Below are 16,777 nucleotides of genomic sequence, written 5' to 3'. Positions count from 1 at the left end.
CAGATGCCGCCTGCCGGAGCCGCCGTCGTGCCGCCTGCCTGGGAGCAGCTTCCGTTTTTCGCGCAAGGATGGCCCGCGATCCGCGACCGCCTGTCCGCGTCCGACTGGCTGCCCGGCCCGGCCCATGTCTTCGCCGCGCTCGACGCCGTGCCGCCGGACCGGGTGCGCGTCGTGATCCTGGGCCAGGATCCCTACCCCACGCCGGGCCACGCGAACGGCCTTGCCTTTTCGGTCAACGCGGGCGTGCCCCTGCCGCGATCGCTTGCCAACATCATGGCCGAACTCAGGGCCGATACGGGTGCCGCGCCCCTGGCGGGCGACCTGTCGCACTGGGCGCGGCAGGGGGTGCTGATGCTCAACACATCGCTGTCGGTGCCGCCGGGCGGCGCGGGCAAGCACGCGCGCTGGGGCTGGGACGCGCTAGCGCGGCAGGCAATTACCGAGGCGCAGCGCCACGGCCCGCTCGCCTTCATGCTGTGGGGCGGGCACGCGCAGGCGGCGGCCGAGGGGCTGCCACGGCCGCAGGATCTGGTGATCGCGTCGGCCCACCCCTCGCCCCTGTCGGCCCGGCGCGGCTTCTTCGGCTCGCGCCCGTTCAGCCGCGCCAACGACTGGCTGCGGTCGCAAGGGCGGACGCCGATCGACTGGACGGGGGCCACAACCGGAGCAGGGGGCGGTTGCGAAACGGACCCGCGCGCGGCTATCACCGGCGCATGAACATCCTCGACCGCATCAAGGCCTACAAGCTTCAGGAAATCGCCGAGGCGAAGGCCGCCCGGCCGCTTGCCGTCGTCGAGGATGCGGCCCGCGCCGCGCCGCCGGTGCGCGGCTTTGCCGCCGCGCTGACCCGCGCCGCCGCGACCGGCCCGGCGCTGATCGCCGAGATCAAGAAGGCGAGCCCGTCCAAGGGCCTGATCCGCCCCGACTTCGATCCGCCTGCGCTGGCCCGCGCCTATCAGGACGGCGGCGCGGCCTGCCTGTCCATCCTGACCGACGGCCCGAGCTTTCAGGGCGATCCCGGGTTCCTGATCGCCGCCCGCGCCGCCTGCGACCTGCCGGTGCTGCGAAAGGATTTCCTGCACGACCCCTACCAGGTCGCCGAGGCGCGGGCCTGGGGCGCCGACTGCATCCTCATCATCATGGCGTCGGTCGATGACACCCTTGCCGCCGAGCTTGAGGATGCCGCCCTGCACTGGGGGATGGACGCGCTGATCGAGGTGCATGACGCGGGCGAACTCGACCGCGCGCTGCGGCTGAAATCCTCGTTGATTGGAATAAACAATCGCAATCTCAAGACGTTCGACGTGGACCTTGAGACGACGCTGGAGCTGGCGCCACGTGTGCCTGACGGGCGCGACGCGGTGTGCGAAAGCGGCCTTTTCACAGCGGCCGACGTGGGGCGGATGGTGGACGCGGGCGTGCGCCGCTTCCTCATCGGCGAAAGCCTGATGCGGCAGGACGACGTCGCGAGCGCGACCCGCGAGATCCTCGGCGCCGCTCCGGCAGACCGGCCATGACGCTGACCCACTTCGACGCAGCCGGGCAGGCGCACATGGTGGACGTGTCCGGCAAAGCCCCGACCGCGCGCGAGGCGGTGGCCGAGGCGCTGGTGCTGATGTCCGCCGATACGCTGGCGCTCGCGCAGGGCGGCGCGGCCAAGGGCGACGTCATGGGCGTGGCGCGGCTGGCCGGGATCATGGGCGCCAAGCGCACCGCCGACCTGATCCCGCTGTGCCATCCCCTGCCCCTCGACCGGGTCGCGCTCGACCTTGCCGCCGACCCGCGCCTGCCGGGCATCCGCATCACCGCGACCGCCCGCACCACCGGCAAGACCGGGGTGGAGATGGAGGCGCTGACCGCCGCGACCGTCGCCGCACTGACCGTCTATGACATGCTGAAGGCGGCGCAGAAGGACATGCGGATCGAGGGCGTGCGGCTGCTGTCGAAGACCGGCGGCAAGTCCGGCGATTTTTCGGCGGCGACCGACGTTGCGCCCGGCGAAACGGCCCCGGAGCCGCGCCAGTGATCGACGTTGACGAGGCGTTGGCACGGGTGCTGGCGCTCGCCCCTGCGCCCGTGGCCGAGGATATCGACCTGTCGGACGCGCTTGGCCGGGTGCTGCTGGAACCGGCCGTGTCGCGGATGACGCAGCCGCCTTTCGACGCGGCGGCAATGGACGGCTACGCGCTGCGGGGGGCCGACCTGCGCGACGGGAACCCGTCCGGGCCGCTGCAAATCGTCGGCGAAGCCGCGGCGGGCCGTGGCTGGCCGGGGCAGGCCGCCCCCGGCACCGCCGTCCGCATCTTCACCGGCGCGCCGGTGCCGCCCGGATACGACCGGGTTGTGATGCAGGAACATGTGACCCGCGACGGCGACGCGATCACGGTCCAGCCGGGCGCGACGGGCCCGCACATCCGCCCGCGCGGCAGCGACTTTTTGCAAGGCGACGTCGTGCAAGCCGGGCGCCGGATCGGGCCCGCCGATCTTGGCCTGCTGGCCGCGATGAACGTGCCCCGGCTGACCGTGGCCCGCGCCCCCACCGTCGCGATCGTGGCGGGCGGCGACGAGCTGGTGCGCCCCGGCACCCCGCCCGGCGAGGGGCAGATCATCAGCTCCAACGACCTGACCGTGGCCGCGCTCGCCACGCAGGCGGGGGGCGAAGCGCGGATCATGCCCCTTGCCCGCGATACCGAGGACAGCCTGCGCGCGATCCTGTCGGACGCGGCCGATGCCGACGTGATCGTGACGATCGGCGGCGCGTCGGTTGGCGACCATGACCTGATCGGGCGGGTGGCGGCCGGGATGGGGGTCGACCAGTCCTTCTACAAGGTGCGGATGCGGCCGGGAAAACCGCTGATGGCGGGCCGCCTGGGCGGATCGGTCCTGCTGGGGCTGCCGGGCAACCCGGTTTCGGCGACCGTCTGCGCGATCCTGTTCCTGCAGCCGCTGATCCGCCGGATGCAGGGGGCATGGGCCGGGCACGCGCTGCGCCACGGCACGCTTGGCCGCGACCTGCCGACCGAGGGGGAGCGCGCACATTACCTGCGCGCCATCGTCGAACACGGGCCGGAGGGTACGGTCGTGACGCCCTTCGCCGACCAGGACTCGGCCCGTCTGACGCTGATGGCGAACGCGCAGGCGCTGCTGGTGCGGCCGCCCGGCGATCCGGCGCGGCGTAAAGGTGAGCGGGTCGCGTTCATTCCGCTTGACTGCCCTTAACCAAATCTTCAGCGAATCAGCTTAGCCGTTGACCGAACAGGGGATTGCGACTAGAACAATCCTTGAACATCGCTTCTTTACGACCCCAAGGACAGGCGGCCGACCATGCTGACGCGCAAACAGATCCAGCTGCTCGAATTCATCCAGGCGCGGATGGCGCGCGACGGCGTTCCCCCGTCCTTCGACGAAATGAAACTGGCGCTGGACCTGCGGTCCAAGTCGGGCATCCACCGCCTGGTGACGGCGCTCGAGGAACGCGGCTTCATCCGCCGCCTGCCGCATCGCGCGCGGGCGCTGGAAATCGTGCGGCTGCCCGAAAACCTTCGCGGCGGTGCGCGCGCCGGCGGCTGGCCCGATGCGGACGGCACGCAGGCACAGCGGGCCGATGCGCCTGTCGGGGGCGCCGACGGGAGCGCGGGGTTCACCCCGCAGGTGATCGACGGCGACCGCCCGGCGCGGGGACAGGAACGGGGCGCGAGCTTCCGCCCGGCGATGCCTCGCGGTGCCCGCACCATCGTCGACAGCCCCGCGACAGAACTGCCGGTCATGGGCCGGATCGCGGCGGGTGTGCCGATCGAGGCGATTTCCGAGGTGTCGCACCACATCGCCGTTCCCAGCTCGATGCTGTCGGGGCGCGAACATCACTATGCGCTGGAGGTGCGGGGGGATTCGATGATCGACGCCGGCATCAACGACGGCGACGTTGTGGTGATCCGCGAACAAGACCACGCCGACAACGGCGACATCGTGGTGGCGCTGGTCGAAGGGTCCGAGGCGACGCTGAAACGCTATCGCCGCCGCGCCGGCATGATCGCGCTGGAAGCCGCGAACCCCGCGTACGAAACCCGCGTCCTGCCGGAAGACAAGGTCCGCCTGCAGGGCCGGCTGGTGGGGCTGATCCGCAGCTACTGAATGGAAGCGCACGGCGTGGTGCTTGGCGCTGCCGGCAACTGGGGAGCGGAGGCAGGCACGATCCTAGGGCAGATTTTCGCGACACGGGGTATGCGGTCCCCGTGCGCCTGTCGCGGGTTTCCGTCACTCGTCTGTGCTTGATGGCGTGGCTCGCAAGGTTTTCCTCGACGCGACCGGGAAGTCAGGCGTTGCGTTCTTGCCTAAGACTGCCCGGTGCGTTCGCTCGCCGAACAAACGAAACGTTCCGTTGTTATTGCAACCTCAACGTCCGAGGTAGTCGGCAATATCCTCGTCAGCCGAAGCGGCGGTATGCTCGTCAGCCGAAGCGGCGATCTGGCCGCTAGGGCGATCCGCTCATCAGTCGGCTTACGCGTCGCGTTCCGATGTGACCGCCAGTCCGACGGGTGAAGGTGACGGCCCCACGCACTTCGGTCGTTCGCGTTGGTCTGCCTACCAGCTCAGTCCCCGGATCCTTCGGTCACCAACCCAGCCGCCGGTTCCGGTTACCAAAATCGCGCAAACCTCCCGAACCTGCCCGCATTCAGGCCGCCCGCCCGGCATCGCACCCCCTCACACCGTCGGCGGCGAGCCCCGGTCCGCACTGATCCCCGTCAGCTCGAAGAACGCGGGCGGCGCCCGGTGCAGCAGGTCGTCGGCCAGGTCGATCCCCATGGCGGGTCCGTCGCCCGCGCGACCCTCGCGTTCCCCCGACAGGCACAGCGACCCGTCCGGCAGCAGGATCTGCCCGCGCAGCCGCAGGGTCCCGTTGCCTTCCAATTCGGCCAGGCCCGCGATGGGCGTGTCGCACGACCCGTCCAGGCGGGCCAGAAAGGCGCGCTCGGCCCCGACCCGCAGGGCGGTCGGAAGGTCGGCCACCGCCGCGACCAGCGCCGCGGCGATCGCGTCGTCGGCCCGACGCTCGATCCCGATCGCGCCCTGGGCGATGGCGGGCAGCATCTCGCTCACCTCGATCGGGCGCGCAATCCCGGTCATCCCCAGCCGCGACAGCCCCGCCATCGCAAGGAACGTGGCGTCCGCCACCCCGTCGTCCAGCTTGCGCAGCCGCGTCTGCACGTTCCCCCGGAACTCGACCACCTCGAGATCCGGGCGGGCATGGATCAGCTGCGCGCGGCGGCGCAGGCTCGACGATCCGACCCGGGAACCCGCCGGCATCTCGGCGATCGATCCGTAGCGGCGGCTGACAAAGGCGTCGCGCGGGTCCTCTCGCGGCAGGTAGCAGTCGATCACCAGCCCGTCCGGCTGCAGGACCGGCATGTCCTTCATCGAATGCACCGCCAGATCGATCTCGCCGTCGAGCAGCGCGTCCTCGATCTCGCGCGTGAACAGGCCCTTGCCGCCGATGTCCTTCAGCGGGCGGTCGGTGATGCGGTCGCCGGTCGTCTTGATGACGACGATGCGGAACGCATTCTCGGCCAGCCCGTGGGCGGCCATAAGCCGGTCGCGCGTCTCGTGCGCCTGCGCGAGCGCAAGGGCCGAGCCGCGCGTGCCGATGCGGAGCGGGCGGGAAAGGTCGGGGAAAGAGGCGGTCATCGGCCCCGGTTACGCCCGCGGGCGCGGCTTGACAACCGGGCGGGCGTCGCGATGAAGGGCCATGGACATCACGAACGACGCCGGGGCGCCATCCCGCCCGACCAAGACGATCCTGCGCGCGCTCGCCGGCGAGACGCTGCCCGTGCCGCCGGTCTGGATGATGCGGCAAGCGGGCCGCTACCTGCCCGAATACCGCGCGACTCGGGCGCAGGCGGGCGACTTCCTGTCGCTGTGCTACAACCCCGACCTCGCGGCCGAGGTCACGCTGCAGCCGATCCGCCGCTACGGCTTCGACGCGGCGATCCTGTTCGCCGACATCCTGCTGGTGCCGCAGGCGCTGGGGCTCGACCTGTGGTTCGTCACCGGCGAGGGGCCGCGCCTGTCGACCGCGACCACCCCGGCCGAGATCGCCGCACTGAAGCCCGCGGACGCCGTCCACGACACCCTCGGACCGATCTACGAAACCGTCCGCATCCTGCGCCGCGAACTTCCCGACGAGACCACGCTGATCGGCTTTGCCGGCGCGCCCTGGACCGTCGCCACCTACATGATCGCGGGGCGCGGCACCAAGGACCAGGCACCCGCGCACGCGTTGATGGAGGCCGACCGCCCGACCTTCGCGGCACTGATCGACCGGATCACCGACGCCACCATCGAATACCTCTCGGCCCAGATCGAGGCCGGGGCCGAGGTCGTGAAGCTGTTCGACAGCTGGGCCGGCAGCCTGCGCGGGCCGGACTTCGACGCCTTCGCCGTCGCCCCCGCGACCCGGATCATCGCGGCGCTGAAAGCCCGCCATCCCGGCATCCCCGTCATCGCGTTCCCGCGCGAGGCGGGGCCGCGCTACAGCGGCTTTGCCCGCGCGACGGGGGCCGACTGCGTGGCGCTGGACAACTCGGTCGACGCGACCTGGGCCGCGCGGAACGTGCAGCGTTACGGTTGCGTGCAGGGGAACCTCGCGCCGCACCACATGGTGACGGGCGGGCAGGCGCTGGTGGACGAGACGCGGCGGATCGTCGCGGCGTTCTCAAGCGGGCCGCACATCTTCAACCTGGGCCATGGGATCACCCCGGACGCCGACCCCGAAAACGTCGCGCTGATGGTCCGCACGGTGCGCGAGCGGCGCTGAACGCATGTGGATCGCGGCCACGCTGATCGCCGCGATGGCGCAGACGATGCGCAACGCGGCGCAGGCCGACCTGACGAGCCGGATCGGAACCATGGGCGCGACCGGCGTGCGGTTCCTGTTCGGCCTGCCGTTCGCGCTGCTGTTCCTGGGCGTGCTGGCGATGACGGGTCCCGTGCCGCGCCCCGGCGGAACCGCCGTGGGCTACGCGGCCGTGGGCGCGGTGGCGCAGATCGCCGCGACCGCGCTGATGCTTGCGGCCATGCGCCGGCGCGGCTTCGCGGTCGCGACCGCGCTCATCAAGACCGAGCCGGTGACGCTGGCGATCATGGCCGCCGTGCTGCTGGGCGAGGCGCTGACGCCCGCGCGGCTGGCCGCGATTGTCGTGGCGACCATCGGCGTTCTCGTCATGTCGGGGGTCGCATGGCGGCGCGCGGGCGCGGCTCCCATCCTGATCGCCGTTCTGGCGGGCGCCTTGTTCGGAGTGTCGGCGATCGGGTTTCGCGGCGCCGTCCTTGCGCTGGGGCATGGCAGTCCGGTCGTGCGGGCGACCACCATCCTGGTCCTGTCGCTGGCGATGCAGACGGCGATGGTGGGGGCATGGCTCGGCCTTCGCGACCGCGCGGCGCTGCGGGGCATGGCCGGGGCGTGGCGGCAGTCGCTGGGCGCGGGGTTCCTGGGCGCGCTGGCGTCGCAGTTCTGGTTCATGGCCTTCGCCCTCGCGCCCGCGGCCAACGTCCGCACGCTGGCGCTGGTCGAGGTCGCCTTCGCCGCCGCCGTGTCGCGCAGGCGGGCCGAGGCGTTGGGCCCACGCCAGTTCGCCGGCATGGCGCTGATCGTCGCGGGTGTGGGCTGGCTCTTGTGGACCGCGCGCTAGGTCCCGGTCAGACCCACTTCGCAAGCGGCGGCAGGCTCATCAGCACCGCGTCGGCGTTGTGGCCGGTTTCCAGCCCGAACTTCGTGCCCCGGTCGTAGACCAGGTTGTATTCGGCATAAAGGCCCCGGTGGACCAACTGCGCGTCGCGGTCGCCGTCCGTCCACGGCTGGCTTGCGCGCTGTTCGGCGAGCGGCAGGAACGCGGGCAGGAACGCCTCGCCCACGGCGCGGGTAAAGGCGAAGTCCGCCGCCCAGTCGCCCGTGTTCAGGTCATCGTAGAAGATGCCACCCACGCCCCGCGCGCGGCCGCGATGGGGGATGAAGAAATACTCGTCCGCCCACGCCTTGAAGCGGTCGTAGTAATCGACGCCGTGGGGCGCGCAGGCGGCCCGCAGCGTGTCGTGGAAATGCGCGGTGTCCCCTTCGTATTCGATGCAGGGATTCAGGTCCGACCCGCCGCCGAACCACCAGGCGCCGGGTGTCCAGAACATCCGCGTGTTCATGTGGACCGCTGGCGCGTGCGGGTTCTGCATGTGGGCGACAAGGCTGATGCCCGACGCCCAGAAACGCGGGTCGTCCGCCATCCCGGGCACGCCGCGCGCGGCCATGGCGGACTGCGCGCGCGACCCCAGCGTGCCATGCACCTCGGACCAGTTCACGCCGACCTTCTCGAACACGCGGCCGCCGCGCAGGACCGACATGATCCCGCCGCCGCCTTCGCCACCCGCAGTGCCGCCGTCGCGGCGCGTCTGCGAAACCTGGAACCGGCCGGCGGGGACCAAGCCTGCGGCGCAGTCCTCCAACCCCTCGAACGCGGCCACGATCCGGTCGCGCAGTTCGCGGAACCACAGGGCGGCTTCGGCTCGTTCGGAACCCATTTCCATGAGCCATCCTTTCGTGAATTGCACGGCGGCCGGTCGCGGCGCTAGGCTGGGGCTGGCACTTGGTAAAGGCACCCGGGATGACCCGCAACATCACCATCGCAGCACTCGTCTGCGTCACGTTGTCCGCCTGCGGCACGCCGCAGGAACAGTGCATCGACCGCAACACGCGCGAATACCGCACCGTCAGCCGGCTTCTGGCCGAGGTGCAGGGCAACATCGCGCGTGGCTACGCCTGGGAAGAGCGGCCGGTCACGCGCACGGCGATCGGCACCTGCCGCGACTTCGTGCGCCGCAAGGACGGCACGATCGCGCCTAGCTACCGCACCTGCTTTCGCGACGTGACCGACATCGAACGCTACCGGGTGCCGATCGACCCGGCGGCCGAGGGGCGCAAGCGCGACAACCTGCTGGCCCGCAAGGCGGTCCTTGCGCGCGGGGCAGAGCGGGCCGTGGGCGCCTGCCGCGCGGCCTATCCCGAACAGCAGGGCTGAGGCCGGACGCCGAAGCCGCGGCTTCAGCGGCGTCGCAGGCGCGATGCCCCCTTCGGGGCAGCGGCCCGGCGCGCGCCGGTCGCCGAGATGATCTTGAAGCGGTTGTCGCCGCCGATCTCGGCCACGTCGCCGAAATGCTCGGCCAGCGCCGCCTCGTAGGGCAGGTGCCGGTTCGCGACCATCCACAGCCGCCCCGCCCCGGTCAGCAGGCTCGCCGCCGCCCGGATGAAGCGCGCGCCAAGCTTGGGGTCGGCCGCGCGCCCGTCGTGAAAGGGCGGGTTCATGACGACGCCGTTCACCGGCTCGGGCAGGGCAAAGGTCGTGGCGTCGGCCCAGTGGAACCGCGCGCGGGGATCGGTGACGTTCAGACGGGCGCAGGCCAGCGCGTCTGCGTCGGCTTCGACCATGTGCAGCGTCTCGATGCCGGGCCGCGCCAGCACCTGCGCCGAAAGCCAGCCCCAGCCCGCCCCCAAATCCACGACCCGGGTCGGCATCTTGGCCGGCAGGTGCGCGGCAAGCAGCGCGGACGCCGGATCGACCCCGTCGGCCGAGAACAACCCCGGACGGGTGACGAAGCCGTCGGGCAGGCGGGTGTCGGCCGCCGCCCAGTCGGCGGGCAGCCACCCCGGCGCGGGAACGGTCACGCGGAAGATCTTGCCGTGACCCCGCGCCTGCACGTCGTCCACCGGCGCGAGGCCGCGCATTTCTTTCACGACCGCATCAATCCCGTCGGTTTTCTGGCCGTCGATCCACAGGGCCGCGCCGGTCGGCAGCGCGGCGGCCGCGGCGGCGATCCGCGCGCGGGCCAGCGCGCGGGCGCGCGGCAGGAACACGACCGCGGACTGGAACGTGCCGTCACCGGGCGGCAGGTCGCCCAGCGTCGGCAGCAGCGTAAAGCCCCGCCCCGCAAGCGCGTCGTGGTCGGGCCGGAGCCCCTGCACCACCGTCGAGCTGGCGGGATCGAACCCCGACAGGTCGTCGAAGCCCCGCGCGCCGATCAGAAGCGCGGGCGCGACCGGCGCGATCAGGTCAAGCCTTGAGCCCGCCACCTATTCTTTTTCCATCGTGCATTGCAGCGGGTGCTGCTGGCGGCGCGCAAGTTCCATGACCTGCGCGACCTTCGTCTCGGCCACCTCGTGGCTGAAGACGCCGACGACGGCGATCCCCTTGCGGTGCACCGTCAGCATGATCTCGATCGCCTGCGCGTGGGTCATGGTGAAAAGCCGTTCGAGAACGTGGACCACGAACTCCATCGGCGTGAAATCGTCGTTGAGAAGCAAGACCTTGTAGAGCGGCGGGCGCTGCGTCTTGGGTTTGGTCCTGATCGCCAGATCGGCGTCGTCCCGGCCGCCGGGCGTGTCGTTCAAGCGTTCATCGGTCACTGCGAAGGGCATCCTGCGGCTGTCGGGGGCTTGGCCTGAATATAGCGCACGGACCCGGCAATGAAAGGGCACCGGGCGGCCACCGCGCAGGCACGGCGCGTGCAATCCGCGATCCGGCAGCGCGGGCGGCATCGCACCGATCGCGCTCAGGTTGTCCTTCCACGCATGTGGCGGGTTTTCGGAAGCGATTTTCGGTGCTATTGTCGGTTCATTAAAGAATGGCGTGCAACAAAGAACGCGCCCACAGGCAGAAAGACCGGGACAGTGAAGCAGTTTCTCCAGACCCTTCTGTTGGGGTGCATCGCGCTGTTTGGCGCGCTGGCGCCTCATTCCGCCAGCGCGGCGCCTTTCGCGGCCTATGTGATGGACGCGCGGACCGGCAAGGAAATCTACAGCAAGAACGCCGATGCGCGGCTGCATCCCGCGTCGCTGACCAAGATGATGACGCTGTACATGACCTTTGCCGCGATCGAGCAGGGCAAGATCCGCCTGGACAGCAAGGTGACGGTGTCGTCCCACGCGGCCGGGCAGGCGCCCTCGCGGGTGGGCCTGCGCGCGGGCCAGCAGATCGAGCTGCGCTACCTGATCCGCGCCGCTGCGGTGAAATCCGCGAACGACGCGGCGACCGCGATCGGCGAAGGGCTGGCGGGGTCCGAATCGAAGTTCGCCGCGCAGATGACCGCGACGGCGCGGGCGCTGGGGATGCGGAACACGAACTTCCGCAACGCCAACGGCCTGACGATGGAAGGCCATTACAGCTCGGCCCGCGACCTGACCACGCTGGGGCGGCGGCTGTTTTACGATTTCCCGCAATATTACAACATCTTCTCGCGCCGCACGGCGGATGCGGGGATCGCCACCGTGTCCAGCACCAACCGTCGCTTCCTCGACAGCTATCAGGGCGCGGACGGGATCAAGACGGGCTACACCCGGGCGGCGGGGTTCAACCTGACCGCCTCGGCGCAGCGCGGCAACAAGCGGATCATCGCGACCGTCCTTGGCGGCACGTCCACCGCGATGCGCAACGCGACGATGGCGCAGCTGCTGGATACCGGGTTTGGCAGCGTCCCCTCACAGGTGCGGGAGATACGACCCGAGGCCCCGGTCGTAGCGGTCGAAAAGAAACGCGCGGTCCAGATCGCTAGGGCCGAGATCAAGCCGGTGGCGCCGGTGGCGGTGCCCGCGGGCGGTCGCCCCGCCGCGCGGGCGAGCACGGTGCCGCAGGCGACCGCCGCTGCGGCGTCCCCCGCCCCAACGCCGCGCGTGATCGCGGTGGGCAAGGCCGCGGACGGCGCGGCGGCGCAGGCGAAATCGCCCGACGCCAGCGCCTATCGCGTGTCGTCGGGCAACCGGCCGAAACCGCGCGGCGACCGCGAAGCCGCGACCGCCCGGGCCGCCGACACCGCCGCCACGACCGACGACGCCGTGGCGATGGCGCTTGCCCCCACCGCACGGCCGGACGATGCCGCATCCGACGCGCAGGCCGCGGCCCCCGCGCAGCCGGCTGCGGCCGCGTCGACCTCGGGCCTCGCCGAAAGCGCCCGTCCGCCACGCGCCCGCAAGCGCGCCGCGGCCGATGCCGCCGCGTCGGCAGCAACCGTGGTCGTGGCAAGCGCGGCGCCGGCCGTGCGAGGGACTGATGCGGGTGCCGAGGCCGAGGAGCTGCTGGAAGAAGGCGACCGCAGCGACGACAGCATCGCGCTGAGCCGGTCCGCCAAGCCCGCGCCCCGGTCCGACACCATCATCCTTGCGGCGATGGAAGCGCCCGACCCCACCGAAACCGACGCCGATCTGGAGGTCGTGTCGCGGCCGGGGTCGGGCAAGGGCGGCTACGGCGTGTCGCTCGGCCACTACAAGTCGCGCTCCGAGGCGGAGCAGCGGCTGCTGAAAACCGCGCTGCAGGAAAGCGCGACGCTCGACAACGCCACCCGCAACATCGCGGACACCAACAAGGGGTTTCAGGCGAACTTCGTGGGCCTGAGCAAGACCGCCGCCGAACTGGTCTGCGGCAAGCTGAACGCACGCCGGCAGGAATGTTCCGTCCAGCCGTAAGGCGGTTTGCGCGGAAAGCACGAGATGAGGGTCGGGCGCGGCATGGCCGCGCCCGTTTCCGTTCTGCGGGTCGACTGGGCGTCTGACACCGGACGAACAGGGGGCTGCGCGGTGGGCTATTCGGGAGTCGGATCGAGCCCGGCTTGCCCCTTCGGTAGGGCTCGTTTCCAGGAAAACTCCGCCGTCGGGCGGATCGCTGACCTGATACACCCACCCGCCCCGCAACCTCGCCCAGAACCTCCGTCCGCCGATCCGCACAACCGTCGCAATCGCCACCCGCGCCCCGACCCGCGCCCGCGAACACCCCCATCCGCCCCGTTTGCGCCCCCACCCGTCCCGTGTCAGAACGGGACCGGAACGGGCGGGACGATGCGGGGACCAGCGGCTATGACCAGCGATACGACCTTCGGCAAGGGCAGCCACCTTCACCTGATCGACGGCTCGGCCTTCATCTTCCGCGCCTATCACGCGCTGCCGCCGCTGACCCGCAAGTCCGACGGGCTGCCGATCGGCGCCGTCGCCGGGTTCTGCAACATGCTGTGGAAATACATCGAGGAAGCGCGCGGCGCCGATGCCCCGACCCATGCCGCGGTGATCTTCGACCACTCCGCCCGCACGTTCCGCAACGACATCTACGGCGACTACAAGGGGAATCGCCCCGACCTGCCCGAGGAGCTGAAGCCCCAGTTCCCGCTGACCCGCGACGCCACCCGCGCCTTCAACCTGCCCTGCATCGAGATCGAGGGGTTCGAGGCCGACGACATCATCGCCGCCCTGTCCTGCCAGGCGCGCGACGCGGGCGGGCGGGTGACGATCATCAGCTCGGACAAGGACCTGATGCAGCTGGTGGGCGACGGCGTCGAGATGCTGGACCCGATCAAGAACAAGGCGATCGGCCGCGACGAGGTGTTCGAGAAGTTCGGTGTCTACCCCGAACGCGTGGTGGACGTGCAGGCGCTTGCGGGCGACCCGATCGACAACGTGCCCGGCGCGCCCGGTATCGGGATCAAGACCGCCGCCCAGCTGATCCAGGAATACGGCGACCTGGAAACGCTGCTCGCCCGCGCGGACGAGATCAAGCAGCCCAAGCGCCGCCAGACGCTGATCGACCATGCCGACCAGATCCGCATCTCGAAACGCCTCGTCAAGCTCGACTGCGACATGGCGCTGGATTTCACGCTCGGCAGCCTCGAGGTCCGCAGCCCCGACGCGCCGGTCCTGATCGACTTCCTGAACCTGATGGAGTTTCGCACGCTCACCACCCGCGTGGCCGAACGCTTCAAGGCCCCGCTGCCCGAGGTCGTCCCCCCTGCCCCGGTCGCCGACGCCCCCGCCGCTCCCGAGTTTCCGCCGGTGGACTGCACGGCCTATGTCACCATCCGCGACGCGGCGACGCTGCGGACCTGGCTCGACGCGATCCGCCAGCAGGGGTCGGTCGCGCTGGATACCGAGACGACCAGCCTTGACGAGATGCAGGCCGAGCTGGTCGGTATCTCGATCTGCCCCGACGTCGGCATGGCGGCGTATATCCCGCTGGGCCACGTCGCGGGCGAGGCGGACCTGTTCGGCGGCGGCGCGCGCGCCGAAGGGCAAATGGATAGGGACGAGGCGCTGGCGATCCTGAAGCCGGTGCTGGAAGATCCGGCGATCCTGAAGATCCTGCACAACGCCAAGTACGACTGGAAGCTGCTCGCCCGCCACGGGATCGAGGTCGCGCCGGTCGAGGACACCATGCTGATGAGCTACGCGCTGAACGCGGCGCTGCACAACCACGGCATGGACGAACTGGCGGACCGCTATGTCGGCCACCGCTGCCAGCCGATCAAGGACCTGATCGGCACCGGCAAGAACCAGAAGACCTTCGCGCAGGTGCCGATCGACAAGGCGACCGCTTATGCCGGCGAGGACGCCGAGATCACGCTGCGGCTGTGGCGCATCTTCCGCCCGCAGCTGCCCGCGGCGGCGGTGACGACGGTTTACGAGACGCTGGAACGGCCAATGATCCCGGTCTTGGCGGGGATGGAGATGGCGGGCGTCCTGATCGACCCCGCGCATCTGCGCGCCATGTCCGGCGCCTTTGCGCAGAAGATGGCGCAGATCGAGGACGAGGCCTACGGGCTTGCGGGCGGCAAGTTCAACCTCGGCTCGCCCAAGCAGCTGGGCGAGATCCTGTTCCGGCAGATGGGCATGACCGCCGGGCGGTCGGGCAAGTCGGGCGCGCTGTCCACCGCCGTGGACGTGCTGGAGGACCTGGCCGCCGAAGGGCACGAACTGCCCGCGAAGATCCTCGACTGGCGGGCGATGTCGAAGCTGAAATCGACCTACACCGATGCGCTGCCGACCTATGTGAACAGTGAGACCGGCCGCGTCCACACCAGCTATTCGATCGCGGGGGCCAGCACGGGCCGCCTCGCCTCGACCGATCCGAACCTGCAGAACATTCCGGTGCGGACCGAGGAAGGCCGCCGCATCCGCGAGGCGTTCATCGCCGCGCCGGGACGGAAGATCGTGTCGCTGGATTATTCGCAGATCGAACTGCGCATCCTCGCCCACACCGCCGACATCCCGGCGCTGAAGCAGGCCTTCCGCGACAACATCGACATCCACGCCATGACCGCGAGCCAGATGTTCGGCGTGCCCGTTGAAGGCATGGACCCGATGATCCGCCGGCAGGCCAAGGCCATCAACTTCGGCGTGATCTACGGCATCTCGGGCTTCGGCCTGGCCCGCAACCTGCGCATCCCGCGCGCCGACGCGCAGGAATTCATCGACACCTATTTCAAGCGCTTCCCCGAAATCCGCGCCTACATGGACGACACGGTTCGGAACGCCAAGCGCGACGGGTTCGTCCGCACGCTGTTCGGCCGCCGCATCAACACGCCTGGCATCAACCAGACCGGCCCGGCGGCCGGCGGGGCCAAGCGCGCGGCGATCAACGCGCCGATCCAGGGGACCGCCGCCGACATCATCCGCCGCGCAATGATCCGCATGGACGCCGCGATCGGGGGGCTCGACGCGAAGATGCTGCTGCAGGTCCACGACGAACTGGTGTTCGAGGCTGACGAGGCCGCCGTGGACGACCTGATCGCCCGCGCGCGCGAGGTCATGGAAGGCGCCGCCGATCCGGCCGTCCACCTGTCGGTGCCGCTGGTGGTCGATGCCGGGACGGGCCGCAACTGGGCCGAGGCGCATTGATGGGACACGCGCATCCGCACGGCGGTGAAGGGCCCGATCACGGCCATAGTCACGGCCACGGACACGGGCACGGCCACGGGCACGCGCATGGCGCGGGCCTTGGCGACCGGGCGCTGCTGTGGGCGGTGGCGATCAACCTTGCGCTGACGGCCGCGCAGATCATCGGCGGCTCGGTCGCGGGATCGGTCGCGCTGGTGGCGGACGGGATCCACAACCTCAGCGACGCGATGGCGCTGGTGCTGGCGTTCGGCGCCCGCAAGCTCGCGCAGCGGCCCGCCACGCCGGAATGGAGCTTCGGGTGGAGCCGGTCGGAGATCCTCGCGGCCTTCGTCAACTACATCGCGCTGATCGCGGTGTCGCTGTGGCTCATGGTCGAGGCGTTCGGCCGCCTGGCGGACCCGCCCGAGGTGCAGGGCGGGCTGGTCATGGCTCTGGCCGCCTTCGCGCTGGTGATCGACCTTGGGACCGCGTGGCTGACGATGCGGCTGGCCAAGGAAAGCGTGAACATCCGGGCGGCCTTCCTGCACAACCTCGCCGATGCGGCCGTGTCGGTCGCGGTGCTGCTGGGCGGGGCGCTGATCTGGGCCTTCGGCTGGCGCATCGCCGACCCGGTGCTGACGCTGCTCATTTCGGTCGTGATCCTGTGGCACATCCGGGGCGACATGGGGCCGATCCTGCGGATGCTGATGCTGGGGACGCCCGCAAGTGTGGACACGGGCGCGATCCGCGACGATCTGTCGGCGCAGCCGGGCGTGATCGGGGTCCACCACCTGCATGTCTGGCAGATCGACGAAAAGCGGATGTCGGCGGAACTGCACCTTGTGGTCGCGGACGGCGACGACCCGCACCCGATCCGCCACCGCGTCAAGGCGCGCCTGGCCGATCGGTTCGACATCGCCCATTCGACGGTCGAGATCGAGACCCCGACCACCGGCTGCGCGGACCCCGTGTGCGCGGGATCAGCCGACAACCCGTCCGAGGCGCATCACCACGACCACGACCACCACGATCATGCGGATCACGACCACGACGACGCCACCCACGATCACCACCGCCTGACCGGGATGCGGCACTAGGCCGCCGCGAAGG

At 70.5% G+C, this 16,777-nt stretch carries 15 protein-coding genes; 11 read left to right on the top strand and 4 right to left on the bottom strand.

Annotation, left to right across the window (positions count from 1 at the left end; genetic code table 11):
- Positions 1 to 3 precede the first annotated feature (3 nt).
- From FNF32_RS14815 to lexA, 5 genes are all read left to right on the top strand, one after another.
- On the top strand, positions 4 to 717 hold the full coding sequence (locus FNF32_RS14815) for a uracil-DNA glycosylase (RefSeq protein ID WP_143796709.1): 714 nt from the start codon (positions 4 to 6) through the stop codon (positions 715 to 717).
- Positions 714 to 1,517 (top strand): indole-3-glycerol phosphate synthase TrpC, encoded by an 804-nt coding sequence (trpC, locus tag FNF32_RS14810; RefSeq protein ID WP_131675322.1) that lies wholly within the window; start codon positions 714 to 716, stop codon positions 1,515 to 1,517. Before FNF32_RS14815 ends, trpC begins: the two co-directional genes overlap by 4 nt.
- On the top strand, positions 1,514 to 2,026 hold the full coding sequence (moaC, locus tag FNF32_RS14805; RefSeq protein WP_131675318.1) for a cyclic pyranopterin monophosphate synthase MoaC: 513 nt from the start codon (positions 1,514 to 1,516) through the stop codon (positions 2,024 to 2,026). Before trpC ends, moaC begins: the two co-directional genes overlap by 4 nt.
- A complete protein-coding gene (locus tag FNF32_RS14800) occupies positions 2,023 to 3,219 on the top strand; it encodes a molybdopterin molybdotransferase MoeA (protein ID WP_131675317.1) in 1,197 nt (398 codons plus the stop codon). The genes moaC and FNF32_RS14800 overlap by 4 nt, the downstream gene beginning before the upstream one ends.
- Positions 3,220 to 3,324: 105 nt before the next feature.
- Entirely contained in the window at positions 3,325 to 4,131 is an 807-nt protein-coding gene (gene lexA / locus FNF32_RS14795; protein ID WP_131675316.1) for a transcriptional repressor LexA, read from the top strand.
- A 570-nt stretch (positions 4,132 to 4,701) separates the two neighbouring features.
- Here the strand turns inward: lexA and hemC are convergent.
- A complete protein-coding gene (gene hemC, locus FNF32_RS14790) occupies positions 4,702 to 5,682 on the bottom strand; it encodes a hydroxymethylbilane synthase (RefSeq protein WP_131675315.1) in 981 nt (326 codons plus the stop codon).
- Positions 5,683 to 5,743: 61 nt separating this feature from the next.
- Here hemC and hemE point away from each other — a divergent pair, with 61 nt between their 5' ends.
- Positions 5,744 to 6,811, top strand: coding sequence for a uroporphyrinogen decarboxylase (gene hemE / locus FNF32_RS14785; protein ID WP_131675314.1), 1,068 nt, complete (start codon positions 5,744 to 5,746; stop codon positions 6,809 to 6,811).
- 4 nt (positions 6,812 to 6,815) lie between these two features.
- Positions 6,816 to 7,685 (top strand): DMT family transporter, encoded by an 870-nt coding sequence (locus tag FNF32_RS14780; RefSeq protein WP_131675313.1) that lies wholly within the window; start codon positions 6,816 to 6,818, stop codon positions 7,683 to 7,685.
- Positions 7,686 to 7,692: 7 nt separating this feature from the next.
- Here the strand turns inward: FNF32_RS14780 and hemF are convergent, their stop codons facing one another.
- Positions 7,693 to 8,568 carry an oxygen-dependent coproporphyrinogen oxidase gene (gene hemF / locus FNF32_RS14775; RefSeq protein ID WP_131675312.1) on the bottom strand — a complete coding sequence of 292 codons (876 nt, stop codon included), beginning with the start codon at positions 8,566 to 8,568 and terminating at the stop codon, positions 7,693 to 7,695.
- 77 nt (positions 8,569 to 8,645) lie between these two features.
- Here hemF and FNF32_RS14770 point away from each other — a divergent pair, with 77 nt between their 5' ends.
- Positions 8,646 to 9,059, top strand: coding sequence for a hypothetical protein (locus FNF32_RS14770; protein ID WP_131675311.1), 414 nt, complete (start codon positions 8,646 to 8,648; stop codon positions 9,057 to 9,059).
- A 23-nt stretch (positions 9,060 to 9,082) separates the two neighbouring features.
- Here FNF32_RS14770 and FNF32_RS14765 read toward each other — a convergent pair whose 3' ends face one another.
- On the bottom strand, positions 9,083 to 10,108 hold the full coding sequence (locus FNF32_RS14765; protein ID WP_131675310.1) for a class I SAM-dependent methyltransferase: 1,026 nt from the start codon (positions 10,106 to 10,108) through the stop codon (positions 9,083 to 9,085).
- The gene (clpS, locus tag FNF32_RS14760) at positions 10,109 to 10,453 is read right to left on the bottom strand and encodes an ATP-dependent Clp protease adapter ClpS (protein WP_131675309.1); all 345 of its coding nucleotides are present in this window, start codon (positions 10,451 to 10,453) and stop codon (positions 10,109 to 10,111) included. It lies immediately after the preceding gene.
- A 252-nt stretch (positions 10,454 to 10,705) separates the two neighbouring features.
- Between clpS and FNF32_RS14755 the strand changes: the two genes are divergently transcribed.
- The 3 genes from FNF32_RS14755 to FNF32_RS14745 all read left to right on the top strand — a co-directional run bounded on the left by FNF32_RS14755 (position 10,706) and on the right by FNF32_RS14745 (position 16,764).
- Entirely contained in the window at positions 10,706 to 12,493 is a 1,788-nt protein-coding gene (locus tag FNF32_RS14755) for a D-alanyl-D-alanine carboxypeptidase family protein (protein ID WP_281285695.1), read from the top strand.
- Positions 12,494 to 12,880: 387 nt separating this feature from the next.
- Positions 12,881 to 15,688, top strand: a complete 2,808-nt coding sequence (gene polA / locus FNF32_RS14750) for a DNA polymerase I (protein WP_143796707.1) — start codon at positions 12,881 to 12,883, stop codon at positions 15,686 to 15,688.
- Positions 15,688 to 16,764: a cation diffusion facilitator family transporter gene (locus FNF32_RS14745; RefSeq protein WP_131675085.1), complete on the top strand. Its 1,077-nt coding sequence runs from the start codon at positions 15,688 to 15,690 to the stop codon at positions 16,762 to 16,764. The genes polA and FNF32_RS14745 overlap by 1 nt, the downstream gene beginning before the upstream one ends.
- The last annotated feature ends 13 nt before the right edge of the window (positions 16,765 to 16,777 follow it).

It is taken from the genome of Paracoccus marinus (genome assembly GCF_007018965.1).
Taxonomy (GTDB): domain Bacteria; phylum Pseudomonadota; class Alphaproteobacteria; order Rhodobacterales; family Rhodobacteraceae; genus Paracoccus; species Paracoccus marinus.
This window is presented reverse-complemented; position numbering and strand designations above follow the sequence as displayed.

Bases quoted from the DNA above. Each gene is read 5' to 3' on its own strand.
- FNF32_RS14815 (WP_143796709.1), top strand. From the start codon at position 4: ATGCCGCCTGCCGGAGCCGCCGTCGTGCCGCCTGCCTGGGAGCAGCTT.
- trpC (WP_131675322.1), top strand. From the start codon at position 714: ATGAACATCCTCGACCGCATCAAGGCCTACAAGCTTCAGGAAATCGCC.
- moaC (WP_131675318.1), top strand. From the start codon at position 1,514: ATGACGCTGACCCACTTCGACGCAGCCGGGCAGGCGCACATGGTGGAC.
- lexA (WP_131675316.1), top strand. From the start codon at position 3,325: ATGCTGACGCGCAAACAGATCCAGCTGCTCGAATTCATCCAGGCGCGG.
- hemC (WP_131675315.1), bottom strand. From the start codon at position 5,682: ATGACCGCCTCTTTCCCCGACCTTTCCCGCCCGCTCCGCATCGGCACG.
- hemE (WP_131675314.1), top strand. From the start codon at position 5,744: ATGGACATCACGAACGACGCCGGGGCGCCATCCCGCCCGACCAAGACG.
- FNF32_RS14780 (WP_131675313.1), top strand. From the start codon at position 6,816: ATGTGGATCGCGGCCACGCTGATCGCCGCGATGGCGCAGACGATGCGC.
- hemF (WP_131675312.1), bottom strand. From the start codon at position 8,568: ATGGAAATGGGTTCCGAACGAGCCGAAGCCGCCCTGTGGTTCCGCGAA.
- FNF32_RS14770 (WP_131675311.1), top strand. From the start codon at position 8,646: ATGACCCGCAACATCACCATCGCAGCACTCGTCTGCGTCACGTTGTCC.
- clpS (WP_131675309.1), bottom strand. From the start codon at position 10,453: ATGCCCTTCGCAGTGACCGATGAACGCTTGAACGACACGCCCGGCGGC.
- polA (WP_143796707.1), top strand. From the start codon at position 12,881: ATGACCAGCGATACGACCTTCGGCAAGGGCAGCCACCTTCACCTGATC.
- FNF32_RS14745 (WP_131675085.1), top strand. From the start codon at position 15,688: ATGGGACACGCGCATCCGCACGGCGGTGAAGGGCCCGATCACGGCCAT.